Source organism: Microbacterium sp. OVT16B, from assembly GCF_019969705.1.
In the GTDB taxonomy this organism is placed as follows: domain Bacteria; phylum Actinomycetota; class Actinomycetes; order Actinomycetales; family Microbacteriaceae; genus Microbacterium; species Microbacterium natoriense.
This window is the reverse complement of record NZ_JAHXZA010000001.1, coordinates 1-25,552: the sequence shown is the minus strand read 5'-3', so window position 1 is coordinate 25,552 and position 25,552 is coordinate 1. Positions and strand designations below refer to the sequence as shown.

Annotated in this window: 24 protein-coding genes and 1 pseudogene; 18 read left to right on the top strand and 7 right to left on the bottom strand. The window is 68.3% G+C overall.

Annotated features, from left to right (window positions below; translation table 11 throughout):
* Positions 1–79 precede the first annotated feature (79 nt).
* From LC438_RS00125 to LC438_RS00085, 9 genes are all read left to right on the top strand, one after another.
* On the top strand, positions 80–2,248 hold the full coding sequence (locus LC438_RS00125) for an alpha-galactosidase (protein WP_105673438.1): 2,169 nt from the start codon (positions 80–82) through the stop codon (positions 2,246–2,248).
* Positions 2,249–2,291: 43 nt separating this feature from the next.
* Positions 2,292–3,581 (top strand): ABC transporter substrate-binding protein, encoded by a 1,290-nt coding sequence (locus LC438_RS00120; protein WP_105673439.1) that lies wholly within the window; start codon positions 2,292–2,294, stop codon positions 3,579–3,581.
* Entirely contained in the window at positions 3,578–4,516 is a 939-nt protein-coding gene (locus LC438_RS00115; protein ID WP_223585443.1) for a carbohydrate ABC transporter permease, read from the top strand. Before LC438_RS00120 ends, LC438_RS00115 begins: the two co-directional genes overlap by 4 nt.
* Positions 4,513–5,421 carry a carbohydrate ABC transporter permease gene (locus LC438_RS00110; RefSeq protein ID WP_223585442.1) on the top strand — a complete coding sequence of 303 codons (909 nt, stop codon included), beginning with the start codon at positions 4,513–4,515 and terminating at the stop codon, positions 5,419–5,421. Before LC438_RS00115 ends, LC438_RS00110 begins: the two co-directional genes overlap by 4 nt.
* Positions 5,422–5,494: 73 nt before the next feature.
* Positions 5,495–6,049 (top strand): hypothetical protein, encoded by a 555-nt coding sequence (locus tag LC438_RS00105; RefSeq protein WP_105673442.1) that lies wholly within the window; start codon positions 5,495–5,497, stop codon positions 6,047–6,049.
* Positions 6,049–6,336, top strand: coding sequence for a transcriptional regulator (locus LC438_RS00100; protein ID WP_105673443.1), 288 nt, complete (start codon positions 6,049–6,051; stop codon positions 6,334–6,336). The genes LC438_RS00105 and LC438_RS00100 overlap by 1 nt, the downstream gene beginning before the upstream one ends.
* Before the next feature lie 132 nt (positions 6,337–6,468).
* Complete coding sequence (locus tag LC438_RS00095) at positions 6,469–7,134, top strand: response regulator transcription factor (RefSeq protein ID WP_258132507.1); 666 nt, start codon at positions 6,469–6,471, stop codon at positions 7,132–7,134.
* Positions 7,134–8,102, top strand: a complete 969-nt coding sequence (locus LC438_RS00090) for a HAMP domain-containing sensor histidine kinase (RefSeq protein ID WP_223585441.1) — start codon at positions 7,134–7,136, stop codon at positions 8,100–8,102. The genes LC438_RS00095 and LC438_RS00090 overlap by 1 nt, the downstream gene beginning before the upstream one ends.
* 13 nt (positions 8,103–8,115) lie before the next feature.
* Positions 8,116–8,418, top strand: coding sequence for a hypothetical protein (locus LC438_RS00085; protein ID WP_223585440.1), 303 nt, complete (start codon positions 8,116–8,118; stop codon positions 8,416–8,418).
* A gap of 56 nt (positions 8,419–8,474) precedes the next feature.
* Here the strand turns inward: LC438_RS00085 and LC438_RS00080 are convergent, their stop codons facing one another.
* On the bottom strand, positions 8,475–9,149 hold the full coding sequence (locus LC438_RS00080; RefSeq protein ID WP_223585439.1) for a phosphatase PAP2 family protein: 675 nt from the start codon (positions 9,147–9,149) through the stop codon (positions 8,475–8,477).
* 164 nt (positions 9,150–9,313) lie between these two features.
* On the opposite strand from LC438_RS00080, the gene LC438_RS00075 reads away from it, so the two are divergent.
* The 4 genes from LC438_RS00075 (at position 9,314) to LC438_RS00060 (ending at position 13,581) form a co-directional block, all read left to right on the top strand.
* A complete protein-coding gene (locus LC438_RS00075) occupies positions 9,314–10,132 on the top strand; it encodes a hypothetical protein (RefSeq protein WP_105673448.1) in 819 nt (272 codons plus the stop codon).
* Positions 10,133–10,156: 24 nt separating this feature from the next.
* Positions 10,157–10,837: a response regulator transcription factor gene (locus LC438_RS00070; protein WP_223585438.1), complete on the top strand. Its 681-nt coding sequence runs from the start codon at positions 10,157–10,159 to the stop codon at positions 10,835–10,837.
* Positions 10,834–12,189 (top strand): HAMP domain-containing sensor histidine kinase, encoded by a 1,356-nt coding sequence (locus LC438_RS00065; RefSeq protein ID WP_223585437.1) that lies wholly within the window; start codon positions 10,834–10,836, stop codon positions 12,187–12,189. The genes LC438_RS00070 and LC438_RS00065 overlap by 4 nt, the downstream gene beginning before the upstream one ends.
* 579 nt (positions 12,190–12,768) lie before the next feature.
* The gene (locus LC438_RS00060; RefSeq protein WP_223585436.1) at positions 12,769–13,581 is read left to right on the top strand and encodes a Fic family protein; all 813 of its coding nucleotides are present in this window, start codon (positions 12,769–12,771) and stop codon (positions 13,579–13,581) included.
* Here LC438_RS00060 and LC438_RS00055 read toward each other — a convergent pair.
* Positions 13,563–13,910 carry an iron chaperone gene (locus tag LC438_RS00055; protein WP_105673451.1) on the bottom strand — a complete coding sequence of 116 codons (348 nt, stop codon included), beginning with the start codon at positions 13,908–13,910 and terminating at the stop codon, positions 13,563–13,565. The two genes, LC438_RS00060 and LC438_RS00055, sit on opposite strands and share 19 nt — an antisense overlap.
* A 73-nt stretch (positions 13,911–13,983) precedes the next feature.
* Between LC438_RS00055 and LC438_RS00050 the strand changes: the two genes are divergently transcribed.
* The 3 genes from LC438_RS00050 to LC438_RS00040 all read left to right on the top strand — a co-directional run bounded on the left by LC438_RS00050 (position 13,984) and on the right by LC438_RS00040 (position 16,034).
* Positions 13,984–14,823 carry a GDSL-type esterase/lipase family protein gene (locus tag LC438_RS00050; RefSeq protein WP_223585435.1) on the top strand — a complete coding sequence of 280 codons (840 nt, stop codon included), beginning with the start codon at positions 13,984–13,986 and terminating at the stop codon, positions 14,821–14,823.
* Between the two features lie 95 nt (positions 14,824–14,918).
* Positions 14,919–15,575 (top strand): YoaK family protein, encoded by a 657-nt coding sequence (locus tag LC438_RS00045; RefSeq protein ID WP_223585434.1) that lies wholly within the window; start codon positions 14,919–14,921, stop codon positions 15,573–15,575.
* Positions 15,576–15,599: 24 nt separating this feature from the next.
* Positions 15,600–16,034, top strand: a complete 435-nt coding sequence (locus LC438_RS00040; protein WP_223585433.1) for a DUF3995 domain-containing protein — start codon at positions 15,600–15,602, stop codon at positions 16,032–16,034.
* Position 16,035: 1 nt separating this feature from the next.
* On the opposite strand, the gene LC438_RS00035 is transcribed toward LC438_RS00040, so the two are convergent.
* The 4 genes from LC438_RS00035 to LC438_RS00020 form a co-directional block, all read right to left on the bottom strand.
* Positions 16,036–16,425 carry a hypothetical protein gene (locus LC438_RS00035; protein WP_223585432.1) on the bottom strand — a complete coding sequence of 130 codons (390 nt, stop codon included), beginning with the start codon at positions 16,423–16,425 and terminating at the stop codon, positions 16,036–16,038.
* A 73-nt stretch (positions 16,426–16,498) separates the two neighbouring features.
* Positions 16,499–17,503 (bottom strand): hypothetical protein, encoded by a 1,005-nt coding sequence (locus LC438_RS00030; protein ID WP_105673455.1) that lies wholly within the window; start codon positions 17,501–17,503, stop codon positions 16,499–16,501.
* Between the two features lie 7 nt (positions 17,504–17,510).
* Positions 17,511–19,355, bottom strand: a complete 1,845-nt coding sequence (locus LC438_RS00025; protein WP_223585431.1) for a substrate-binding and VWA domain-containing protein — start codon at positions 19,353–19,355, stop codon at positions 17,511–17,513.
* 45 nt (positions 19,356–19,400) lie between these two features.
* The gene (locus LC438_RS00020) at positions 19,401–19,850 is read right to left on the bottom strand and encodes a MarR family winged helix-turn-helix transcriptional regulator (RefSeq protein WP_223585430.1); all 450 of its coding nucleotides are present in this window, start codon (positions 19,848–19,850) and stop codon (positions 19,401–19,403) included.
* 105 nt (positions 19,851–19,955) lie between these two features.
* On the opposite strand from LC438_RS00020, the gene LC438_RS00015 reads away from it, so the two are divergent.
* Positions 19,956–21,146, top strand: a complete 1,191-nt coding sequence (locus LC438_RS00015) for an MFS transporter (RefSeq protein ID WP_105673458.1) — start codon at positions 19,956–19,958, stop codon at positions 21,144–21,146.
* Positions 21,147–21,251: 105 nt separating this feature from the next.
* On the opposite strand, the gene LC438_RS00010 is transcribed toward LC438_RS00015, so the two are convergent.
* Positions 21,252–22,070, bottom strand: a complete 819-nt coding sequence (locus tag LC438_RS00010; protein WP_181155849.1) for a shikimate 5-dehydrogenase — start codon at positions 22,068–22,070, stop codon at positions 21,252–21,254.
* 290 nt (positions 22,071–22,360) lie between these two features.
* Here LC438_RS00010 and LC438_RS00005 point away from each other — a divergent pair.
* Positions 22,361–25,552, top strand: a pseudogene (locus tag LC438_RS00005) (SpaA isopeptide-forming pilin-related protein); the annotation flags it as partial.

Sequence of the window (25,552 nt, the reverse complement as noted above, 5' to 3'; positions counted from 1 at the left end):
ATCTTGGCATATAAAGACGCGACGGACCGGCGAGATCACGCCGTTGACGTCTGGATTATTTTCATGCTAAAACTAATTCATGCATTCCAGCGATGTGAGCAGCGAAGCTTCCGCCATCGACGAGGGGCTCTCCCCGGAGGTTCTGCACCTCCGCAGAGGCGGCACCAGCGTGGTCGTCGAGATGTCGACGCCGCCCGCCATCGTGCACTGGGGCGAAGACCTCGGACACCTCTCGACGCAGGCCCTCGGCGGCCTCGCACTGGCCGCGGCGCCCCAGCGCGTCTCGGGTGGACTCGACGTCACCCCCGTCCTCAGCATCCTGCCGACGCCCGCGCACGGCTGGCTCGGCACGCCGGGGCTCGAAGGGCACAGGGCAGGCCACGGCATCAGCGTCCGCTGGCACCTGGCCGGAGTCGACGCCACCGCCGAGCGCGCCCGCATCTCGCTCGTCGACGAGGAGTCGCGTCTCGCCGCCACCGTCGAGCTCGAACTCGGCATCGCGGGTCTCCTCCGACAGCGCATCACGCTCCGCAACAGCGGAACGGGCGCGTACACGGTGCAACGCCTCGCGCCGTCCTTCCCCGTTCCGTGGGACGCGACCGAGATCCTCGACACCACGGGTCGTCATCTGCGTGAGCGCTCGCCGCAGCGCCGTGCCTTCACCGTCGGCACCTCGGTGCGGGAGAGCCGCCGAGGACGCCCGGGCGCCGATGCCACGCTGCTGCTCTGCGCCGGCCGCCCCGGGTTCGGGTTCGAGTCGGGGCGGGTGCACGGCATCCACGTCGCCTGGAGCGGCAGCCACACCGTCCTGGCCGAGCGGACGATCGCCGGGGAGGCCTTCCTCGCGGGTGGAGAGCTGTACGGCCCCGGCGAGATCATCCTCGACTCCGGTGAGACCGTGACCACTCCCTGGGTGATCGGCTCCTGGGGCGACGGCCTCGACGAGCTCTCGGCGCGGTTCCACGACGAGCTCCGCGCGCGCCCGCAGCATCCGCATCGGCCCCGCCCCATCACCCTCAACACCTGGGAGGCCGTGTACTTCGATCACGACCTCGATCGGCTCACCGCACTCGCGGATGCCGCGGCCGATGCGGGCGTCGAGCGGTTCGTGCTCGACGACGGCTGGTTCCTCGGTCGTCGCGACGACACCGCCGGACTCGGCGACTGGCAGGTGGACACGGATGTGTGGCCGCAGGGGCTGCACCCGCTCGTCGACCGCGTGCGCTCGCGCGGCATGGAGTTCGGGCTGTGGGTCGAGCCAGAGATGGTGAACCCCGACAGCGAGCTCGCCCGTGAGCATCCCGACTGGATCCTGCGCTCTCGACTCGATCTGCCGCCCGCCGCCCGGCAGCAGCAGGTGCTCGACCTCGCGCACCCCGACGCGTATGCGCACATCGCGTCGCGCCTGCACGCGCTGCTCGACGAGTATCCGATCGCCTACCTGAAGTGGGACCACAACCGCGATCTCGTCGACGCGGGCTCCGGCCCCGGCGGCGGCTCCCACGTGCACGCGCATACCCTCGCCGTCTACCGTCTTCTCGACGAGCTCAAGGCGCAGCATCCGGGACTCGAGATCGAGAGCTGCGCATCGGGCGGCGCCCGGGTCGACCTCGGCATCCTGGATCGCACCGATCGCATCTGGACGAGCGACTGCATCGATCCCCTCGAAAGGCTCGACATCCAGCGCTACACCGGCCTGGTCGTGCCGCCCGAGCTCATGGGCGCGCACCTCACCAGCGCCGTCGTCCACTCGACGGGCAGGGCGACGGACCTCGACCTGAGCGCCGCGATCGCCCTGTTCGGGCACTTCGGCATCGAGCGGGACATCAGCGGAGACTCCGAGGCCGACCTCGCGCGCATCCGCGCCTGGGTGGCGCTCGCCAAGACGCTGCGTCCTCTCGTCGCGACCGGTCGCGTCGTGAACGTCGACGGCGTGGAGCCGGGCATCGACGTGCGCGGCATGGTCTCGGCCGATCGTGCCGACGCCGTCTTCACGATCACGCAGGCCGCGACCTCGGTCGCCTATCCCGCAGGGCGGGTCCGGTTCCCCGGACTCGACCCGGAGCGCGAGTACCGTCTCCGCGTCCTGACGCCCGGTGGCGCCCATGAGGATGCAGGGCAGTCCCCGCTCCGCTGGATCCAGGACGGCGTCATCCTCACCGGCCGACAACTGGCGACGACCGGCATCCGTCCCCCCGTGCAGCATCCCGGGCGAGCGACCCTCGTGGAGCTCACCGCACAGCACTGATCCTGATCGGCATCGCCGATCCCTCGCGCAAGGAGGCGCAGATATGAGATCGATCCATCCGCTCCGCGGAGCGACGGCGGCCGTCGTCGTCGTCGCGCTCGCCGGAACGCTGGGAGGGTGCTCCTCCGGAGCCGACCCCGGCGTCACCACGCTCAACTTCTTCCAGTTCAAGGGCGAGGCCCGCGAGGACTTCGACAGGATCATCGAGAAGTTCGAGGCCGAGAACCCCGACATCCGCGTCGTGCAGAACCAGGTGGCGGATGCCGACACCATCATCCGCACGCTGCTCGTGAAGGACAAGGCGCCCGACGTCATCACCCTGAACGGCAACGGCAACTTCGGCCGTCTCGCACAGGCAGGGGTCTTCTACGACTTCTCCGACGAGCCCGTTCTCGACACGATCAACCCTGCGGTGCAGGACATCCTCGCCGACCTCGGAAACAAGGACGGCGAGGTGAACAGCCTCGGCTACGTCAACAACGCCAACGGCATCATCTACAACGCCGACATCTTCGCCGAGCAGGGCATCGAGGTGCCCGAGACGTGGGACGAGCTCATCGCCGCCTGCGAGAAGCTGAAGGATGCCGGCATCCAGCCGATCTACGCCACCCTCGCCGACTCGTGGACCTCTGTCCCCTCGTTCAACGGCCTCGGCGCGTACGCGGTGCAGGACGGCTTCTTCGACGAGATGCGCGCGGAGGGCGAGAACGTCGGTCCCGACTCGAAGGCCTCGTTCGAGCAGGACTTCGCCGAGCCGCTCGACCGCGAGCTGCAGCTGTACGGCTACGCGCAGGAGGGCTACCGGGGCGCGACCTACGACGAGGGCAACGCCGCCTTCGCTCGAGGCGAGGCCGCGATGCTGCTCCAGGGCATCTGGGCCGTCAACGGCATCAAACAGGTGAACCCCGACATCAACGCGGCGATCTTCCCGTACCCGACGGATGCCGAGAAGGACCGCGTCATCGTCTCGGGCGTCGACGTGACGGTGACGATGGGCCGCAACAGCCCGCATCGCGAGGAGGCGCTGCGGTTCATCGAGTTCATGTTCCGCCCCGACGTCATCGAGGAGTTCGCGGCCTCGCAGAACATGATCCCCTCGGTCGAGGGCGCCGAGCTCAGCGATGATCTCGCGCTGCAGTCGGTCAAGCCGTTCTTCGACGACGGGCGCATCACCGGCTTCCTCGATCACCAGATCCCGCCGGGCATCCCGCTCGCGGAGTTCGTGCAGGAGTCGATCTTCACCGGCGACGCGGGAGCCGCGCTCGCCACCCTCGACAACGAGTGGCGCAAGATCGCCGCCCGCACCATCCCCGTGACGGAGGACCGATCATGAGCACACTCACCGAAGCGGTCAGGTCGTCGGCATCCGGCGGCTCCCGCAGCGGGCGGGCCGACCGCATCCGCTCCTCGTCGCCGCGTGCTCTCTCGGCCTACTACTGGATGGTCTGGCCGGCCGTCATCGCCTTCGCTCTGTTCCACACCGTCCCCATGCTCGTGGGCGTGTTCTTCAGCTTCACGAACTACGCGGGCTACGGCGACTGGAACTTCGTCGGGATCTCGAACTACCTCAACCTGTTCAAGGACGACCGGGTCTGGGGCGCGTACGGGTTCTCCTTCCTGTTCGCGATCGTCGCGACCATCCTCACGAACGCGATCTCGCTCGCGATCGCGATGGGGCTCAACGCGAAGATCGAAGCGCGCGACTTCTTCCGCGGCGTCTACTTCGTGCCCTACGTGCTCGCGATGCTGGTGATCGGCTACGTCTTCCAGTACCTGTTCACGAACTCGCTGCCGAAGCTCTTCCCCGGCATCCCGCTGATCGCCGACAACATCCTGTCGAACCCCGACTGGGCCTGGCTGGCGATCGTCTCCCTCGCGGTCTGGCAGGGCTGCGCGTTCACGATCATCATCTACCTGTCCGGTCTGCAGACGATCCCGTCGGAGCTCTACGAGGCGGCGTCGCTCGACGGCGCCTCGAGCTGGCGGCAGTTCTGGGCGATCACGTTCCCCCTGATCAGCGCCTTCTTCACCATCAACGTGGTGCTGAGCCTCAAGGGCTACCTGCAGGTGTTCGACCCGATCGTCGCCCTCACCAACGGCGGCCCCGGCACCTCCACCGAGTCCGTGACGATGCTCATCTTCAAGGGCGGCTACGGCGGTGGCGAGTTCGCCTACCAGACGGCCAACGCGGTGGTCTTCTTCATCGTGATCACGATCGTCTCCCTCCTGCAGTTCCGAGTCCTTCAGCGCCGAGAGGTGGATGCATGATGTCTGTCGCAGCCCCCACCACGTCCACCACGTCCATCGTCACGGGCGGCAGGCGCCGTCGAGGCGGCGCGGATCGGGAGGATGACACCCGCCGCACCAACTGGTGGGCCACCGCCGTCATCGCCGTGTGCGCTCTGACCGTTCTGATCCCGCTCTACCTTGCCGTGGTCGTCGCGGTGAAGACGCCCGATCAGCTCGTCAGCGGAACCGGCTTCGAATGGCCGAACCCGGTGCGCTGGGAGAACTTCGCCGAGGCCTGGGAGCGCACGCAGTTCCCGCAGGCGCTCCTGAACACCGCGCTGATCACGGTCGGTTCGGTCGTCTTCACGATGTTCACGAGCTCGGTCGTCGCCTATGCGCTGGCCCGCAACATGCACCGGCCTTTCTTCAAGGGCGTGTTCTACTATCTGCTCGCGGCTCTGTTCATCCCGTTCCCGATCATCATGCTGCCGCTCGTGAAGCAGACGGCGATGTTCGGGCTCGACAACCAGGTCGGCGTCATCATCCTCTACACGGTCTACGGGCTGTCGCTGAACGTGTTCATCTACTCGGCGTACATCCGCTCGATCCCGATCGAGCTCGAGGAGGCCGCCCGCATGGACGGCGCGTCGACCTGGCGCGTGTTCTGGCAGGTCATCTTCCCTCTGCTCACTCCGATGAACGCCACGGTCGGCATCCTCACCTGCGTGTGGGCGTGGAACGACTTCATCCTGCCGCTCGTCGTGCTCACCGACCCGGGCGCCCGCACGCTGCCGCTCGCGCAGTACGTGCTGCAGGGGCAGTACAACACCGACTACACCGTGGCGTTCGCGTCGTATCTGATGGCGATGGCCCCGTTGCTGATCGTGTACATCTTCTCGCAGCGCTGGGTGATCTCCGGGGTCACGCGGGGATCGATCAAGTGACGGACGGGCGCCCTCCGCGGGGGAGGGCGCCCACTACTTGACGATATGGAAAGTTCGGAGCATACTTTCCAACATGGAAAGCAAAAGCGACGACCCGACGCCGGAACAGGCCCTCGGACAGCTGGCGGATGCCGAGGCATCCCGCACCGCGTTGGCGAACCGCCTCGTGCTCCCCCCGTTCCTCCTCCTCGCCCTCGGATCGGCGATCGCCGTGCAGATCGCCTCGACCGCCGTGGTGTGGACGAGCAGGGGCTACTGGTTCACGATCGCCGGAGCGCTGCTCTACGTCGCCGTCGCGCTCCTGCAGCTCCGCCGCTTCCGCCGGGTGAACGGCGTGACCGTCGGCGGCTTCGCCAGCAGGGTCGTCGGAGGCACGGCCACCGAGGCGACCATGTCGTACCTCCTGGCGCTGGCCGGAGCGATGTGGGCCGGATTCGCCGGAGTCTGGTGGCTGGTGCCGGTGTGCGCGCTCGCCGGGGGCGTCGGCTTCGCGCTCAGCGGGGCGCGGTGGGTGCGCATGTACCGCGCCGACCCCGCAGAGCACGCCCGTGGCGAATCCGTCGCGTTCCTTCTCGTCCTCGGCGTCCTCGCAGCGTGCGGCATCGCCCTCCTCTTCCTCAACCACTGATGGTCGAGCTGAACCCGGCGCTGCAGTCGCCGATCCGACTGAAGCTGACGACCATGCTCACCGGCGTGAGCGAGATCGAGTTCGTGACGCTGCGGGACCACCTGGACGTGAGCGACTCCGTGCTCTCCAAGCACATCAGCGCGCTCGCCGCCGAGAGGTACGTGAAGAGCCGCAAGGCTGTCCTCGACAGCCGCCGCACCACCTGGATCTCCCTCACGACCGAGGGGCGGAAGGCGCTGAGCGCGCACGTCGCCGCGCTGCGGGAGCTGATCGCCGGAGTCGAGTAGCGGCGGTCGTCGTCGGAGCCGATCGGTCCGACGACACTGAAGGGACTCTCAGAGATCGGGGCCCGGCTGACCGCGATGTGTCCAGAGAGACCCGCGATCATCGACACGGAGGTGGCGATGAGGATCCTGGTCGTGGAAGATGACGAACGCGTCGGTCGTACGGTCGTACAGCTGCTGCGTGAGGCCGGCTACGCAGTCGACCTCGAGTCGGATGGCGCGGCCGGCCTCATCGCGTTCGAACTTGAACCGGTGGATGCGGCGATCCTCGACGTGCGGCTGCCCGGGTTGGCCGGGGGCGGGGTCGAGTTGTGCCGCAGCATCCGATCGCTCTCCACAGAGGTGCCGATCCTCATGCTCACGGCGATCGCCGCTCGAGCGACGATCGTCGAATGCCTCGATGCGGGTGCGGACGACTACCTGGTCAAGCCGTTCCACGTCGACGAGCTCCTCGCGCGGGTCCGCGCGCTCCTGCGACGCGCCCCCACGGCGCTTCCCCCGCAGGTGCGCGTGGGCTCGCTGATCCTCGACCCCAGTCGGCATTCGGTGGAACGGCTCGGGCGCACGATCCCCCTCACCCCCAAGGAGTTCTCGGTCCTGGAGTATCTGATGCGGCGCCCCGACGCGATCGTGTCGACCAGCGAGCTCATCGATCACGCGTGGGACCGCAACTACGAGGGCTACAGCAACGTGGTGCCCACCTACATCCGGTATCTGCGTCGCAAGCTCGCGGTGCAGGGCGCGCCCGACCCGATCGTCACGCACCGTGGCGCAGGCTACTCCGTTCCGAGCGACGTCTGATGATCGTCAGAAGGGCCCGATGGCGGCTCACCATCGGCTTCACCACCGTTCAGCTGCTCACCTTCGCCCTGTTCGCCTGGGGCGTGTACGCCTTCGCGATCACGGCGTTCGATTTCGACGGCGTCGCAGACGGAGGAGGGACATCGACGGCTGAGGCGGGTTTCGCCACGCTCCGGACGGCTCTGATCGTCGCTCTCAGCGGACTGTGTGTGGTGGCGCCGTTCACGAGCTGGCTACTCGCAGGTCTCGCGATGCGGCCAGTGGCATCGACACTGGCTGCGCAACGACGCTTCGTCGACGACGCGTCCCATGAACTGCGCACACCCCTGACCGCCATCCAGGGACAGCTTGAGCTGATCCTCACTCGACCGCGGACGGTGAGCGAGTACCGGGAGGCGTGTGCGACCGCGCTGGAGGCCGCGCACTCGCTGGCGTCCATCGCCGACGATCTGATCCTCGCCGCAGACGGCGGTCATGATCGCACGGCTGATGCCGTCGTCGAGCTGGGAGATGCGCTCCACCGGGTGCGAGGACTTCTTGCGGCTCCTGATCGTGTCGTGGTGACGCAACAGCGCCGCGTGGTGGTCGCGGGCCTGCCGTCGACCGTCGAGCGGGTCCTGCTGAACCTTCTGGTCAACGCGGAGAAGTACTCGGATGCGGATGTCGACGTGCGCATTCGCGCTGCCGGCGGGTGGGGCGAGGTCGTGGTCCGGGATGCAGGGAAGGGCATGACGCGCGCGCAGGTGCGTCGGGCTTTCGACCGGTTCTGGCAAGCGGATCCCTCGCGCGCGGGCGAGGGCAGCGGATTGGGCCTGTCGATCGTCAGGGAGATCGTCACCTCCCTGGGCGGGCGTGTGGCCTTGACGTCGGTGCCCGACGTGGGAACGACCGTGCGAGTGCGCCTTCCGCTCTCACGCTCATCTCACGCGGGCCTCCGTAACGTCGGCGAGACCGAAGTCCCCACGTGAAAGGAAACAGGACATGGAGAAGAAGAAGCTCAAGATGACCGTCGGCGGAGGGCTCGCCGTGCTCGCGCTCGCCGCCGCGCTCGGTGTGGGCGTGCCCGCTTTGGCGCAGGCGTCGACTCCGGCACCCAGCGGTGGCAACACACAGGTCGCGACGAACGACGGCGAGACGGCTGACGACCAGGGTGTCGAGGACGGCACGAACGACGGCGAGACGGCTGACGACCAGGGTGTCGAGGACGGCACGAACGACGGCGAGACGGCTGACGACCAGGGTGTCGAGGACGGCACGAACGACGGCGAGACGGCTGACGACTGACGTCGTGCGCGGAGAGCTCCGACACGGCTGGGTCGGAGCTCTCCGACCCAGCCGTGTCAGTGGACGGGAAGGAGGCGTGCCTCTCTTCGCTTCTGCAGTCGGCCCTCCGCGGTCACCACCAGCCATCGCGCGAGCAGGGCGACCGAGGCGCCGAGGATCCCGCCGGCGATCACGTCGCTGAGCCAGTGCGCCTCGAGGAACGTGCGGCTCCATGCCATCAGCACGATCCAGGCGATCGCGGGCGCCCAGAACCGACGTCCGATCAGGAGGGCGAGGGTCACAGCGAGCGTGGCCGCCGCGGCGGTGTGCCCGGAGGGGAACGAGGTGACGTCGACGTCAGAGAGCGAGTCCGCGGGACGGGGACGCGCGATCACGACCTTGATCGCTGCGGTGACGGTCTCAGAGACCGCCATCGCGACCGCGAGAGTGATCGCGCTGCGGAACCGCCGGGCGATCAGGAAGGCGGCGATGAGCACGACCGTGACCCCGATCACGATGCCGACGCCGCCGACGAGATCGAATGCCTCGGCGACGCGGATCCCGGCATCCGTCCGCCAGCCTCGTTGGACGTCGTGCCACCAGGAGTCGAGCGGCGATGGGCCGTTGCCGGAGCTGCGGATGACGATCCCCAGCGCGAGCACCCCGGCGATGCCGAGCAGACCCAGCAGCCCGAGGTTGCGGATGGAGGTCGCCCGCGTCGGTGACGGCGGGGCATCTGTGGTGCGGAGCATCCCCTCACACTGGCCCCCCGACATCCGAGCGATCCCGGTATCGGCCGTCAGCGCGTGAAAATGCTCTCAGGATCACCGAGGTCCGCACCTTCTCTGAAAGAACGCTCACTCCGCGGTGTTCTCCAAGGGGGTGAACGTCAAGGATCCGCCGAGAGTCTGTGGTCATGACGAATCCACTCCCCGAGCACGTCCGCACCATCCTGTTCAACAGGGTGCCGGAGGTCACGTTCGCCTTCTGGGTGATCAAGATCCTCTCGACCACGACAGGCGAGACCTTCGCCGACTACCTCAACGCCGATCTCGGGTGGGGGCTCAGCCTCACCACTGCGGTGATGGGCGCGCTGCTCGTGGCGGCGTTGATCGCCCAGTTCGCCACGAAGCGCTACAACTCCGGCGTGTACTGGACGGTCGTCGTGCTGATCAGCATCGTCGGCACGCTGCTCACCGACAACCTCACCGACGTCCTCGGCGTCGAGCTGTGGGTCAGCACTCTCATCTTCACCCTCGTGCTCGCGATCACCTTCGGCATCTGGTTCGCCCGCGAGCACACGCTGTCGATCCACACGATCTTCACGCGTCGCCGCGAGGCCTTCTACTGGATCGCGATCCTCTTCACCTTCGCGCTGGGCACCGCCGCCGGCGACCTCATCTCCGAGGGTCTGGGGCTCGGCTACCTGTTCGGGACGATCCTGTTCAGCGCCCTGATCGGCGTCATCGCGATCGCGCGGTTCGCGTTCAAGGCCAACGTGGTGTTCTGCTTCTGGGCCGCGTACATCCTCACCCGTCCGCTCGGCGCATCGATCGGCGATCTCCTCTCGCAGGCCCCGGCCGACGGCGGTATGGGGTTGGGCACCACGATCACGAGCGTCGTGTTCCTGGCGATCATCATCGCGGTCGCGGCCTATCTCGGTGTCAAGGTCAACCGGCAGCGACGGGAGGCGACCGTGCTGATCGAGGACGCCCGGCTCGTCGACGCGGCATAGGATCGCCGCAGGGAGGTCGAACAGGTGGCACTGCGCATCCTCACGGTCGAAGACGAACCGGAGATGGCGGATCTCATCGCCCGCGGACTCCGCGGCGAGGGATACGTCGTCGACGTCGCCGAAGACGGGGTGCACGCGATGGCCCTCGCGAAGGATGCCGGCTACGACATCGCGATCCTCGATGTGATGCTGCCCGGCATGTCGGGTTTCGAGCTGTGCCGTTGGCTGCGTCGCCAGCATGAGGGACTGGCGATCATCCTCCTCACCGCGCGCGACGCGGTCGACGACAGGGTGAAGGGGCTGGATGCCGGCGCCGACGACTACCTCACCAAGCCGTTCGAGTTCGTCGAGCTGGCCGCTCGGCTGCGTGCGCTCCGCCGTCGCGACGCGATCGGGGCGACCCGGATGGAGATCGGCGGCCTGCACATCGACATGACGAGGCATCGGATCTCGACGGAGCAGGGAGAGCTGAGCCTGAGCCGGACCGAGTTCGACCTCCTCCGACTGCTCGCCGCGAACGTCGGCGCGGTGATGCCGCGGGCCGCGATCCTCGACTCGATCTGGGGATCGACCGACTACATCGACCCCAACATCGTCGATCAGTACGTCAGCTATATCCGCCGCAAGCTCGATGCGGTCGGTGCGCCCGTGCGCATCGCGACGGCGCGCGGCGTCGGGTTCCAGTTGATCGCGGGTGAGACGTGAACCTCTCCCGGCTGACGATCCGCGTCCGGATCACCGGCGGCAGTCTGCTGATCGCGATCCTCATCTCCGTCGTCGCCGGGATCATCGTCTACTCCCAGGTCGCACGGATCGTCGGCGAGGGTCAGGTGCGTCTGCTGGAGGGCGTCGAGGGCCAGTACGTCACCGCCATCACCACGGGCGACACGGAGGAGATGGATCTCCCGGGGCCCGGTCAGTTCGTGGCCGTCATCGACCCGTCCGGGGCGGTCGGAGTCGACACCCTGCCCGACGGGCTCTCCGGTCGAGCGGAGGAGTTCGCGGCAGGGCCGGATGGCCACACGACCGTCGGCAGCTACGTCGTGCGCGCGACCACCGTGACCGCCGGGGCCGGCGAGTGGCACGTCATCACCGCGACGGACAGCAATGCGCAGGTGCTGAACGAGGTGGCCGCGCTGCTCATCGCCAGCATCGCCGTCATCAACATCGCCTTCGGAGCGGCATCCTGGCTGATCGGCTCCGCGGCACTCAGCCCGGTCTCCCGTCTGAGACGCAGTGCGGCGGCGCTCATCGCCGAACCCGGCGCCGACCTGCTGCCCGTCGGGCCCGCGAGAGACGAGATCGCTGAGCTCGCCGAGACGCTGAACGAACTGGTCGTGCAGCTGCGATCGTCGGCCGAGCGGGAGCGGCAGATCGTGTCCGACGCGAGTCACGAGTTCCGCACCCCGCTGGCGATCATCCAGACGAGACTGGAGCTCGCGCAGCGCGAGGCGACGAGCCTGGAGGACATGAGGCGCGACGTCGCCGCCGCGCAGCAGACGGTGGCGAGGCTCGCGTCTCTCGCGACCTCGCTTCTGGAGCTCTCCCGCATCGATGCGCAGCAGACGGCGGGCAGTGCGAGCGTCGATCGCCTGGCGGAGGAGATGGCGGATGCCGCTGATCGCTGGCGCCTCCGGGTGGCCGACCGCGCCATCCGCGTCGACTACGCGGACGAGACCGCGCGCCCCACGGCGCTCGTCGCGGTGAGCGTCGAGGACTTCGGGCGCCTGTGCGACAACCTCATCGGAAATGCCGTGAACGCGATCGGGCGGGAGGGGGTCATCGAACTGGTCCTCTCGGACGACGGCGGCGGGGTCGTCCTCTCGGTGTCCGACGACGGCGGCGGCATGGATGCGGGGTTCGCTCCGTCTGCCCTCGACCGCTTCGCCCGGCAGAGCGACGCCCGCACCCGAGGTGGGGCGGGTCTCGGCCTCTCGATCGTGGCCGGGATCGCGGCGAACGCCTCAGGCCGGGTGTCTCTCGTCAACACGCCTGGTGAGGGTCTGCGGGTCGACGTGCAACTGGCGCTGGCCCACGACGCGGCGCCGCGGCACTGACGGCTCGACTCGACCGTCGGATTCAGCGCCGGATGATCTGATCGCGTCGGAACAGCACGAGGTCGCGTGCGTCCGCATCGCCGAGAGCAGGCGGGTGTCGAGCGCCGAGACTGCATATAAACCGGAATAGCGGGATCACTATTCCGGTTTTCACTTGCAAAACCGGAGTAGTGAGTGGACAATTCTGACGTGATCATCTTTCAGGATGGTGGGTGGCCGCCCCATGGCGTCGAGACCCTGCCGTGGCGGCAGCAGATGCGAGGGGGGACTCGCGAGGACCGGATGCTGCAGACCGTGGACGCCACCGTTCCTCCGTTCATCGCCGACGTCGACTACGAACCGGCACTCGAGATCATCACGGCCTCGGAAGAGGCCCTCCTCGCCGTCGCGCAAGCGGACGCGGGAGCATCCGGACGTTCATCCGCCCTGAGCAGGTTCCTGATCCGCACAGAGTCCGTTGCGTCGTCCAAGATCGAGAGGATCACGGCCAGCGCGGAGGACTTCGCACGAGCCATCGCCGGAAACCGGGGCAACTCGTCCGCCGTGAGCATGGTCGCAGCGAGCAGAGCGCTGCATCAGATGGTGACGGCGGTGGGCGAGCGCGGTGTCTTCGAGCGTGGTGACCTCCTCGATGCTCACCACGCGCTGATGCAGGATGATCCTCTCGAGGCGAGGTACGCCGGACGAGTTCGCGACATGCAGAACTGGGTCGGCGGTTCCGATCACTCACCCAGAGACGCACTGCACATCCCGCCCGCGCCGGAGAGAGTCTCCGCGCTCCTCGACGACCTTCTCGCCTATCTGAATCGCGACGATGTCCCGGTCCTTGTGCAGGCGTCGATCGCCCATGCACAGTTCGAATCGATCCACCCGTTCACCGACGGGAACGGACGCATCGGGAGAGCGCTGGTCTCGGCATCGTTGCGGCGGCGAGGGGCGATCCGCAACGGAGTGATCCCAATGGCCTCAGGAATCCTTGCCAGGCAGGGTGACTATTTCGCCGCACTCGGGGAGTATCGCAGCGGAGATCCGGCGCCTCTCATCGCTCTGTTCGTCCGCTCGGCGCTCGCGGCTGCCATAGAGACGGCGGCATCTGTCGAGAGGATCGAGTCGTTCCCGGAGGAGTGGAGTGCCGAGGTGAGGCCGCGAAGAGGGTCTGCTGCTGCGACACTCTTGCTGGCGTTCTTCGACAACCCGGTCCTGAACGCGGCCGAGATCGAGCGGCTCTCCGGTGCCAAGACCGCACAGGCATACGCCGCGATCGAACGCCTCGCCGAGGCAGGTGTCATCCGAGAGATCACGGGACGCAAGCGTGACAGGGTGTGGGTCGCTGCGGATCTGCTCGCCGAGCTCGACGATCTCGACCGCCGGATTCAGCGTCGGATGATCTGATCGCGTCGGAACAGCACGAGGTCGCGAACGACATCGTCGGGGAGAGGATGCTCGAGCGTGAAGCGGATCGTGCCGGTGCTGACGTCGAAGCCGTCCAGTCGCGGTCGCACGGCGGCCACGGCATCCGCGCTGAAGGGATACACGCCCAGGTGGGTCTTCGTGCGCATCACCGAGAGCAGCGCCTTGCCGTCGAGCAGCAGCGCGGGCATCCGGTATCCGGTGCCCTGCTCGGCCTCGGGCACGGCATCCGTCGCGATGCGGTAGACCCGGGCGATCGCCGACCTGTCGGCGTCGGCGAGGGTCGCGAGGTAGTCGTCGATGGTTCCCATCGACACATGATGGCACCCCGGCCGAGTGGCCGGTGGATGAGCGCCGTAGTTAGTTCTGTGCTATGAATGATTCATGACACAGACTCACACCTCCCGCGCCGCCGTGCTCGCGAAGCTCGTCCGCTTCGAGCGCCCCGAGCTGTCCCTCCCGTATGCGGGCGGGATGGATGCCGGCACGAGAGCCGCCGTCTTCGGCGCGACCCTCGACGAGTACGACACGGCGGTCGGGGAGCTCGCACAGCGGCGCGACGCTGCTGTCCAGCGCCTCGCGCAGCGGGATGACGTGCGGGAGATCCTCGCCGACCCTCCGTTCGCCGCGGGGCAGACCGTCGTCGCGATCGGCGAGAGCACGACGGCCGACCGCGAGTCGTGGTTCGAGCTGATCGGGGCGCTGTTCGGCGCCGAGCGCCCCGATCTCGGTCTCCGCTTCGTGAACCTCGCGGTGTCGGGCTCGACGACGACCCAGCTCCTCGGCGGCCTCGGCTTGCTCCGCCGGGTGGACCCGTCGATCGTGTTCTGCATGATCGGCGCCAACGACGCCCGCCGCACGGGAGGCTCCCACGCTGCTCGCCTGGTCAGCGCCGAGGAGACCAGACGCAACCTCGCGTTGATCCGCGATGCCGCTGCGGGAACGCCGCGGGTGTGGCTGGCGCCCGTCCCGGTCGATGAGGATGCGATCGCCCGCTACCCGTACTTCGGCGGGGCGGGGATCCACTGGACCGAGCACGACAGGAGCGACACCGCCCGCGCGATCGCGGACGTCGCCGCATCCGACCTGGTGATCGACCCGGCGGATGCCGAGCAGCCGATCGCCCTCCTCGACGACGGTGTGCACCCCAGTGCCGATGGTCAGTTCGAGATCGCCGTGCACGTCCTGCGGGCGCTCGGCGCGGGAGGGGTGCCGCGGCTCTGACCGAGGCCTCCTTCTGCCGCGCTCGGTCGCCCGGCTTGCTCTCGACCGGCGATCGTGAGCACTATGAGGAGGTCAGCAGGGCGGAGGGACGGTCGGTGAAGGATGTCTCGCGGCGCGGCCTGGCGCTCACGCTGCTGCTCGGACTCATCGCGGGATACATCGACGCGATCGGCTTCATCGAGACCGGCGGGCTGTTCGTCTCGTTCATGAGCGGCAACTCGACCCAGGCCGGCGCCGAGCTGTGGGCGCAGGGTGCAGCGAGTGCACTGCTTCCTCTCGGGCTCGTCGCGGCGTTCGTCATCGGGGTCGCGGCGGGAGCTCTGTCACGAGGACCGGTCCGCACGAGGCGGTGGCGCGTGGTCGCGGGGGCGGCGGTCGCCGTGGCGATCTGCGGCATCGTGGGTCTCCTGCAGCCCGGCGCCTTCTGGAGGTTCGCGCTGCTCGCCGCCGCCATGGGCGCGCTGAACACGCTGTATCTGTCGGAGGGCCGTGCACGCATCGCCATCACCTACGCCACGGGCACCCTCGTCAGCCTCGGCGTGGCACTCGCCGACCTGATCACGGGGCGTTCACGGACCGCATGGCGACGGCCTCTCCTGCTGTGGGGCTCCCTCGCCGCCGGCGCCGTGGTGGGCGCGGGCGTGGAGCGACTGCTCCACGGGTGGGCGCTCCTCGTCGCGGCCGGTGCACTCGGCATCCTCGCCGTCGCGGTGGGAGCGGTCAGGGAACGATCCATCCCGTCCGCCCCCTGAGCACCCCGGCGATACGCTCGACGGGTGAGCGTTATCAGGGGTGCCGCACGACTCGTGAGCTGGACAGGACTGACGGCGGTCGGCGGTCTGCATCTCATCTGGGCGTCGGGATCGAGCTGGCCGGCGAAGAACCGCAGACGGCTCGCCTCCGCCACCGTCGGCAGCGCGGCCGCGATGCCGGATGCCGCCGCGACGGCTGTCGTCGCGGGCGCCGCGCTCGCCGCCGGGGCCGTCTCGGCCGGAGCGCTGGGCGAGGGGCGCATGGCGGTCGTCGTGCGTCGGCTGATCGCGACGGCTCTGCTCGCGCGGGCCATCGTCGGAGGCGGCGTCGCTCTGAAGGCGCTCGGTCTTCCTCCCGCCGACAAACGGTTCCGAGAGCTCGACAAGCGGTACTACCGTCCGCTCTGCGCCGTCCTCGGCATCGCGACGCTGATCGGCTCTCGCCGGTCGCGGCGCTGACTCAGCCCGCGGCGGGGGTGTCCGTCGTGTCGCGTCGGGGCAACGGGCCCGTCGACGCGTAGGAGCGCGCCTTGCCCTTCTTGCAGATCCAGGTCAGCACGTAGGCGATGATCAGAGCGGCGACGATGTACAGCGTGACCCAGAGGCCGCCCTGCGGGTCGAGAGCGAACTGCACCGACTCGTTCGCCCGCGAGTTGCCGCGGCCTCCGCCCAGCACGAGGAACCAGAAGAACCCGAAGAGCAGCGAGACGACCGTCGCGATCCAGGCGAAGAAGCCTCCGACGGAGTACTTGCGCAGCACCGTGAAGAGCACGGCGAGGACGAGCACCAGCAGGTGACCGCCCACGATGGCGAAGAAGGTGGGGTCGTCGGCGACGGCACTGAGGTCCATGCCCGTCCTCTCTCATTGCATGTCCGGGATCGGCGAGCCCGCTCGAACGATCTCGCCGACACAGTCTTGCAGGTCAGTCGCCGGAGCTCTGCTTGAACTGACGCTCCCAGTCGCGCAGCTCGCTGCGGCCGATCAGCGAGTCCAGCGACACCTGGAAGAGCAGACCCTTGCGGGCGTTGACCTGCTTGATGTTGTCGACGATCTGCGTGGTGACGGCGTTCAGCGCCTCGCGGACCTCCCCGATGCGCTCCTCCGGGTCGTCCCACAGATCGGGACGGGTGAGCAGGTCGAGCAGGTAGTCCCGGTCGAGCGCAGCGACCAGTCGCGCGAGCTTGTCGGAGTACTCGGCCTCCGCCATCGCGCTCTGGTCCTCGCCGGCCTTGGCGTCGAGGCGGGCGAACAGCTGCTCGATGTGCGAGGCGAGGGCGTCGATGCTCGCAGCCGTCTCCGCTGCGACCGGATTGCCGGAGACCGCCGCATACGAGGGAGCGAGTTCGCGCAGGCGGCTCACCCGCAGCCGGATGCCGGCGGGCACAGGATCCGTGTTCACCGGAGGCGACGCGGGTGCGCGGCGGCGGCGACGGGCGAGGAGTCCGATGGCCGTCCCTGCAGCGGCGATCAGCACGACGCCGCCGATGACGACCGGCATCAGGACGTCGGCGCCGCCCGTGCCGGGGGAGCCGCCTCCGGCCGGGATCTCCGCGGAGATCTCCTGCACGGTCTCGAGCAAGCCGCCTTTGAGGTCGGTGGCCGCCTTGGCATCGTTCTCGTTGGCGATCTTCAGCGCATCGTCCACGACCGAGGACTTGGCCGTGAGGTCCTTGCCGACCGCGACGATCACCGTCGGCTGCGACGCAGCGTCCGACAGCTTGTCCACGATGTATGAGTCATACGGAATGTTCTCGCGCGCCGCGTCCGGGAGCACCACGACCACGACGTTGGACGGCACCGAACCGGAGAGCTCCTCCTGCAGGCTCTGCCAGCCCTTCACCTGGTGGTCGACGTAGACGTTCGTCGATCCGATGGCGTCGATCGCGGGATCGAGCCAGGGGTTGCCGGTCGCACTGAGCTGGTGCATCTCGACCTCAGAAGTTGTTGATGACGGACGCGAACACGAGGTCGATGCGCTCGGCGTTCGACGCGTCGAAGAGCTGTCCGCCCGTGGCATCCGCGATCCGCTGCAGAGCGGAGGTGTCGGCGCCCTCTCCATACGCGATCGGGAATATGCGCACCGGAGCGTCGGATCCGCCCTCCTTCGTGCTCTTCCCGATCTTCGCGATCAGGGAGTCGAGCGACGTCGTGGAGTCGGTGTCCTCGCCGTCGGAGAGCACGACGATCGCGTTGATGCGACCGGGTTCTGCGCGCTTGCTCATCGCCTCGTACGCCGTGAGGATCGCGTCGTACAGCGGGGTCCCGTTGCGCTGGGCGTAGTGCAGGTCATCCAGTGACGAGTCGAGCTTCTCGCCGTCGGCGCCCAGCGCCGTGACGTCGCGCAGCACCTGTATGCCATCGCCGGCATCCGATGAGATCCCGGTCGTGAACGCCCACACGCCGACCTCGTCGGTCGGGCGGAAGTGGTCGAGGGTCGTCTGCGCGCCCTGGATGGCGCCGTCGAGCCGCGAGCGGCCGTCGCCGATCGGATCGTCCATCGAGCCGGAGATGTCGATGAGCTCCAGGACGGACGAGGGCTTGCGCACCTGCGTCCACTGATCGATGGCGGTGGAGATCACGTCGACGTCGGGCTTGGGGAGCGTCACCGCGGGCTGGTCGGGGTCGACGCCGTAGTTGGCCGTGAAGAGCTTGCCCAGCGGCACCGACTCGTCGAGCGGGCGGAAGCCGTACGTCGGCAGGATCTTCTGAGCCTCGGTGGTCTGCAGGAACGCCGCGAACGCCTCGCCCGCGGTGCGCTGCTCCGGAGTCACCCAGTCCGCGCCGAGCACGGTCACCGGGTTGTCGGACCACATCGAGCCCCCTGCCGGGTAGACCGCGACGAGCTTGGTCTTCGGCGGGACCAGGGTCTCTCCGGGCTGCACCGTGTGCGAGTCGGGGTTGCCCTGGTTGTAGTTGAGCAGCGACGTCTCCTCGAGGGCGACGGCCGAGACATAGGCGGAGCCGTTGGAGCCGTTCTGCGTCTCGTCATACAGGGTCGACAGCACGTTGCCGGTGGTGTCGCCGTAGTGGATCACGCACTCCTCGAACACGCGAGAGAAGTCGGCAGCGGCATCCACGTCGGCGGATGTCAGGTCGGCGGACTTGCCGGACGCCTCGTACGACTGCATCAGGATCGTCGAGAGCCCCGTCGTCGAGGTGTTCGGGTTGGTCTTGGAGATCTTGAATGCGCCCCAGATGTCCTTGCCGACGCTGCCCCAGCCGTCCGGATCCTGGCAGAGCTTCGACAGGTCGGTGATGCTGATGGGCGTGTTCGGCCAGCCGAGCGCCTTGGCCATCGGCTCCGGCATGCCGAACACGACGGGCGTGCGCGTGAAGGACTTCGGGTCGCCCACGAGGTTGGCGGAGGCGGCCGCGGCGACGCGGTCGGTCCACACGGTGGATGCCGGCGACCACAGCGTGGGCCACAGGTCGTGGTCGTCGCTCGGCCAGTCCTCTCCCGAGGTGAGATACCGCGCGGCGTTGCCGGATGAGACGTTGATCGGGCGGACCGTCGCGCAGGTGCCGAGCTTCTTGTGCTCGGGCGAGTCCTTGAACGCCGTCGCGAGCGCGTCGAGCATGTTGACCTTCTCGGAGGAGGTCGCGATGGTGACGTGGGTGCACCCGTCGTCGGGGAAGCCCTGGCCTTCGCCGTTCGTGCCGCCGCCGTCGTCTCCGCCGAACGAGCAGGCGGAGAGGGTCAGTGCGACGATCGCAGACATGGCGATGACCGCCGGGGTCCGTCGGCCGAGGAATCTTCGTGCGGTGCGAGGCGCGCTCATGGGCCTAGGGTATCCAGATAATCGCCTCCCGATCACTGGTCGGCGTCAGGCGAGCGCGACGCTCCCCTGCAGCGCGTGCACGACGGGGGCCAGCTCGGGCTGATCCGCGGCCTCGCCGAGCGTGCGCTCCAAGGCCTCGTCGTGGATGGGGTGCGCCTTCTCGTAGAGCGACTGACCGGCCGCGGTGAGCTCGGTGTAGATGCCGCGGCGGTCGTCTGCGCAGAGGATGCGGGTCAGCAGGCCCCGGTCTTCCAAGCGGGTGACGAGGCGGGTCGTGGCGCTCGGGCTCAGTGCGGTGGCGCGCGCCAGCTGCTGCATCCGCATGTGCCAGCCGTCTTGCCTGCTGAGCGCGTCGAGGACGGTGTACTCGACGACGGAGAGGTCGACAGAGGCGCCGAGCGCGCGCTCCAGCTCGGCCTCGATGATGCCGTGCAGGGCGGCGAGCGTGCGCCATCCGCGGGCGCGGATCTCGACGGCGTCGTCGGAGATGCCCATGTGTCCTCCCAAAGTAGTTGCTTGCGCGGAATAGTTGCGTGTGCAATGATTAATGCTCGCAACGCAATATCCCGCGTACGCAACTACTTTAGCAGAGAGCACCCCATGCCACTCGGACTCATCGCACTCGCCATCGGCGCCTTCGGAATCGGACTCACCGAGTTCGTGATCATGGGCCTCCTCCCCGAGGTCGCAGCGAGCTTCGGCGTGACCGAGGCCACCGCGGGCTGGCTCATCTCCGGCTACGCGCTCAGCGTGGTCGTCGGAGCCCTCGGCCTGACGGCCGCGACCACACGGCTGCCCCGCAAGCCGGTGCTGCTCGGACTGGTCGTCCTCTTCATCGCCGGCAACGCGCTCACGGCCCTCGCACCCGACTACACGACCGCCATGATCGGCCGCATCATCGCCGCCCTGTGCCACGGCGCGTTCTTCGGCATCGGCTCGGTCGTCGCCGCCGACCTCGTCGCCCCGGACAAGAAGGCGCGCGCCATCGCGATCATGTTCACCGGACTCACCGCGGCCAACGTCTTCGGCGTGCCGTTCGGCACCTTCATCGGCCAGCAGTTCGGGTGGCGGGCGACGTTCTGGGCGATCTCCGCCATCGGCATCCTCGCGTTCGCCGGCATCGCCGCTCTCGTCACCGTTCCGCGTGCCGGTGGAGCGACCGTGAGCCTCCGGCACGAGCTCCGCGCCTTCCGCTCCGGACAGGTCTGGCTCTCGCTCACCGTCACCGTGCTCGCCTACGGGGGCATGTTCGGCGCCTTCACCTACATCGCCTACACGCTCACAGGGGTCACCGGCTTCGCGGCATCCGCCGTGCCGTGGCTGCTCGTGCTCTTCGGCGTCGGCCTCGTCGTGGGCAACGTCGTGGGAGGCCGGCTCGCCGACCGCTCCATCGACCGCACGCTCCTCGGCTTCACCGCCGCTCTCCTCGTCGTGCTGGTCGCCTTCGCGCTGCTCGCCTGGTCGCAGCCGGCCACGATCGCCGTCCTCGTGCTCCTCGGGGCCTTCGGCTTCGGCACGGTTCCCGGACTCCAGAGCCGCATCATGCAGTACGCCGGCGGGGCGCCCACGCTGGCCTCCGGAGCCAACATCGGGGCGTTCAACGTCGGCAACGCACTGGGAGCCTGGGCGGGCGGTCTCGGCATCGCGGCGGGTCTCGGCTACACCTCGCCCATCTGGATCGGCGCCGCGATCACGGCCTCCGGACTCGTCGTGATGGCGATCGCCGCCCTCACCGCGCGCTCTTCCACCCCGTCGGCCACCACCGCGACCCTGCGTAGCGTCGCAGCCTGACGTCTCCCTCGTCGAGCCGCCGCGCTCGTTCAGGTCGCAGACCTGGTCGCGAATCGGCTCGAATCGTGACCAGGTTCGCGACCTGAACAGGTGCTCCGTGGGGTGCTACTGCGCCCGCATGAACTCCTCGGCCCCCTGCACCTGCGCGGGTGTCGGGCGGATGCCGGTGTAGAGCACGAACTGCTCGAGCGCCTGCAGCGTCGCGACCTCCGCGCCGTTGATCACGGTCTTGCCCGCGGCGCGCCCCGCCTTCACGAGCGGAGTGTCAGCGGGCAGCGCCACCACGTCGAAGACCACGGATGCCGCGGCGATCTGCTCTTCGGTGAACGACAGCGAGTGCTCCTCGGCTCCTCCGACCATGCCGATGGGCGTGATGTTCACGATGACGTCGGCCGTGGCGGTGGCGGCATCCGCCGTCCACGCGAAGCCGTAGAGGTCGGCCAGGGCCCGCCCGTTCTGCTCGTTGCGGGCGATGATCGTCACGCGGGAGAAGCCCGCGTCGCGGAAGGCGGCCGCCGTGGCCTTGGCCATCCCGCCCGAACCCCGCAGCAGAACGGACGAGGCCGGGTCGAGGGCATTGCGCTCGATGAGCTGGGCGATCGCGGAGTAGTCGGTGTTGTACGCGGTGAGCACGCCGTCGTCGTTCACGATCGTGTTCACCGAGTCGATGGCCGTCGCCGATGCGTCCATGCGGTCGACGAGCGCGATCACGTCTTCCTTGTAGGGCATCGAGATCGCACAGCCGCGGATGCCGAGGCCGCGGACTCCGGCGATCGCCTGAGCGAGGTCGGTGGGCGCGAACGCCTTGTAGATCCAGTTGAGGCCGAGCTCCTCGTACAGGAAGTTGTGGAACCGGGTCCCGTTGTTGCTCGGACGCGCCGAGAGCGAGATGCACAACGTCATGTCCTTGTTCAGCATGGTCACCGCACCAGGCTACTCGGGCCGCTGCGGAGCCGCCGACGGAACACCAGCGCATGACCGGCGCAACGAACGCAACCCCTCGAACTGGGGGAACCGCGCCTGGCCGAAAACGGCGGAACGTCGATCAGACCCTGGAAATCTCGGGGCTCCGAGAGGCGCAACGCTAGCGCAACCCCGGCACTCTGGTGGCGAGACGACGGCCGTCGCTAGCTTTCCCCTGCGATCGCAGAGAACCCGACTCCGACCCACCCGAGGGTCGAAGGCTCTGCCGCACCGTTCTGGGGAGGACGCTCGTGAACCCGTTGAGAGGCCCCGTCCGCAGCGCCGGCATCCGTCGTTCGCGGACCACCCGTGTCAGTGCCGCGGTGTCCGTGGTGGCGATGCTCGTCGCGTTCTTCGGCGTGGTCGACGCGACCACCGGAACTCAGACCGCATCGGCCGCCCCCGGTTCTCCCGGTGTGCCCGGAGCGCCGTCCGTCCTCTTCCAGGAGGACTTCCAACAGGGGACGGGCGTCACAGAACTCGAGAGCTACGTCTCCGCATCCGGAGCGACGTATTCGGCTGATCCGTTCTGGCTCGACGCCACCGCGTGCAACGGCTTCATCCTGAGCCAGGCCAACGCGTTCCCCGGTGGGAGCGTCTGCGCAGGCCGCCCTGCCGAGTGGACCGAGGTGCAGCGCAAGGCCGCGGCCCTCGGGCTGCTGAACAGCCCGCAGAACTCGGGGACGAACCGTGCCGTCTCGAGCAACACGTCGTCGAACGGCCCGGCCAATGCCCGCCAGTTCATCAGCTCTCAGCTCTCGGTGCCGTCGAACGGACGGTTCATCACGTTCTCCGTGGATGCGGCGGCGACGAACTGCGGCGCCGGCAACCAGCCGTCGCTCCGGTTCTACCTGACGAATGCGGCAGGCACGGAGACACCGGTCTCCAGTTCGGCCATCAACCCCTGCACGGATCCGCGACGGCTGACCACGACCGCCTTCGGCGGCTCTGTCAGCTACGGTCGCTTCCCCGCGAACGGCTCGATGCTCTATACAAGCGCCACCCTCGGCATCACCATGCGCAATGTCCAGGGCAACGGGATCGGCAATGACGGCGCATTCGACAACATCCGCGTCCTGGACGTGACTCCGCAGCTCGACAAGTCGTTCAGTCCGACCTCGGTGCCGACGGGCGGCGTCTCGACGTTGACGCTCACGGTCACCAACACCAGTGAGCTCGCGGAGAAGGTCGGCTGGTCGTTCACGGATTCCCTCCCCGCCGGCCTGGTCGTGCGTTCTCCCGCGAACGTGGGGGGCACGTGCACCGCGACGGTCGCCGCGGCCGCAGGGGCGTCATCCGTCGTCGTGTCGAACGGGAGGCTCAACGCAGGGCAGGCGTCGTGCACCATCACCCTGGATGTCACCTCGAACACCGCGGGGACGTACAACAACTGCGCCGCGAACATCACCGCCCATCAGGGCATCGACCTTCCGGCCTGCGCTGCGGTGAGGTTCTTCTCCTTCGATCCATGTGTGGCGGTGCCGGTGTGGACGAACACGGCGAATGCTCTGCAGCAATACAACCCCACGACGTTCCAGCTCGTCTCGTCGACGCCTTTGATCCGCCAGTACGGCGATATCGCGTGGAGCAGCAACGGAAGCGCGCTGTACGGGGTGGACTACGACGGTGGCACGGGTCAGACGCCGGTGCTGCGGCGGATCGATCCTGCGACGGGCGCCGAGCTCGCGTCGGTCGCGATCACGGGGCCGATTCTGACGCAGGCGACGGTTCCGGGTCCGAGTGCGACTCTGTACAGCCTGAACGCGTTGGCGGCGCTGGACGCGAACACGCTGTTGGTGGGGTCGTACTCGTCGAGGGCGATCTATCGGCTGGATGTGAATACAGGGGTCACGACGCTGTGGACGCAGTTCCCGAACGAGATTAGTTCTGCGGGCGACTTCACGGTGCTGCCGGACGGCGACATCCTCGCCTTCGGTGTGCGCCCTCTTGATGGAAACCTGTCGAACTCGCGGGTCTACCGCATTCATCCCGACGGCTCGATGACGCAGATCGGCACCGTTCCGGCGATGTGGGGTGGCGCGCAGTCCGGAGGCAACTTCTTCATGGCCGCGCCAAGCGGACAGATCAACCGGATCCCGTTGGCGACTCTGCCCACGGCGGCGAGCACCGCGATGCTCTCCTACACGACGGTGCTGTCGGGAGGACCGCAGTTCTACGGGGCGAGCGCTGTTCAGGATGCGGGTCAGTGCGTCGGTCTGACGATTACGAAGGCGCCGAGTCCGGCGGTGATCACTGGTGCGGGGCAGACCGTGACCTACAGCTTCACCGTGAAGAACATCTCTGACGTGCGCATCCAGAACATCGTGGTGACCGATGTGCAGCAGGCGCCTGCGGGGGCGTTGACGTCTGGTCCGACCTGCCCGGTCACGGCGCTGAACCCGGGGCAGAGCACGGTGTGCACCGGTACGTATGTCGCGACGAACGCGGACGTCGGCCATGGTCGCATCGACGACACGGCGACCGCGGCGGGGACGACCCAGGACGGTCGCGGGGTCGTCTCGAACCAGGCGACGGCGACCGTGCTGATCCAGCCCGTTCTGACCTGGTCGTTGTCGAAGTCCGCGTCGGTCGCTGGAGTCCCGCTCGGCCAGGGGGCCGTCGTCGACCCCGGGAGCGAGATCTCCTACACCGTGACCGCGGTCAGCGCGGCGACGGTCGACATCACGGGCGTGACGCTGTCGGACGACCTCTCCGATGTGCTGGACGACGCGACGTTCGTTCCGGGGTCAGGGCAGCTCGTCATCGGCGGGGGCGCCCCGGTCGCGGTCGCTGATCCTGCCGGGACGGTCTTGACGGCGGGACCCTTCACGCTTCCCGTCGGCGCGACTGCCACGTTGACGTATCGGGTGACGGTGGCGGCGGATGCGTGGTCGTCGACGTTGCGGAACGTGGTGTCGGGAACGGCGGGTGCGCCGGGTCAGCCGACGCCGCCTCAGCCGTGCACGACGGCGTGCACGACGTCGCAGGTGACGCCGACGCCGGTGCAGGTCCAGAAGGTCGGTGAGGCGTCGACGGGTGCTGTGGTGCCGATGGACGGGTCGTCGTGGGCGATCTTCTCCGCGGCGACCGGGGGCACGGCGGTGGTGGATCCGGTGCCGGCGGCGGTGTCGGGTGGTTCTCCGGTGACGGGCCTGTTCCGTGATGTCACGCTGACGGCGGGGACGTACTGGTTGGAGGAGACGCGGGCGCTGGACGGGTTCGCGCTGCTGGCAGGGCGGGTGCCGTTCACGGTCGCCGCCGACGGCACGATCACCCTCGACGCCGGTGTCTCCTCGAACGTGCAACTGGTGGATGTCGACGGCATCCGCACGATCCGTGTCGAAGACGTCCCCGCTCTCGACCTTCCCGATGCGGGAGGGCCCGGCGATTCCTGGATCTACCTGATCGGCCTCACCCTCCTCCTCGCCGGCACCACCGCCGGC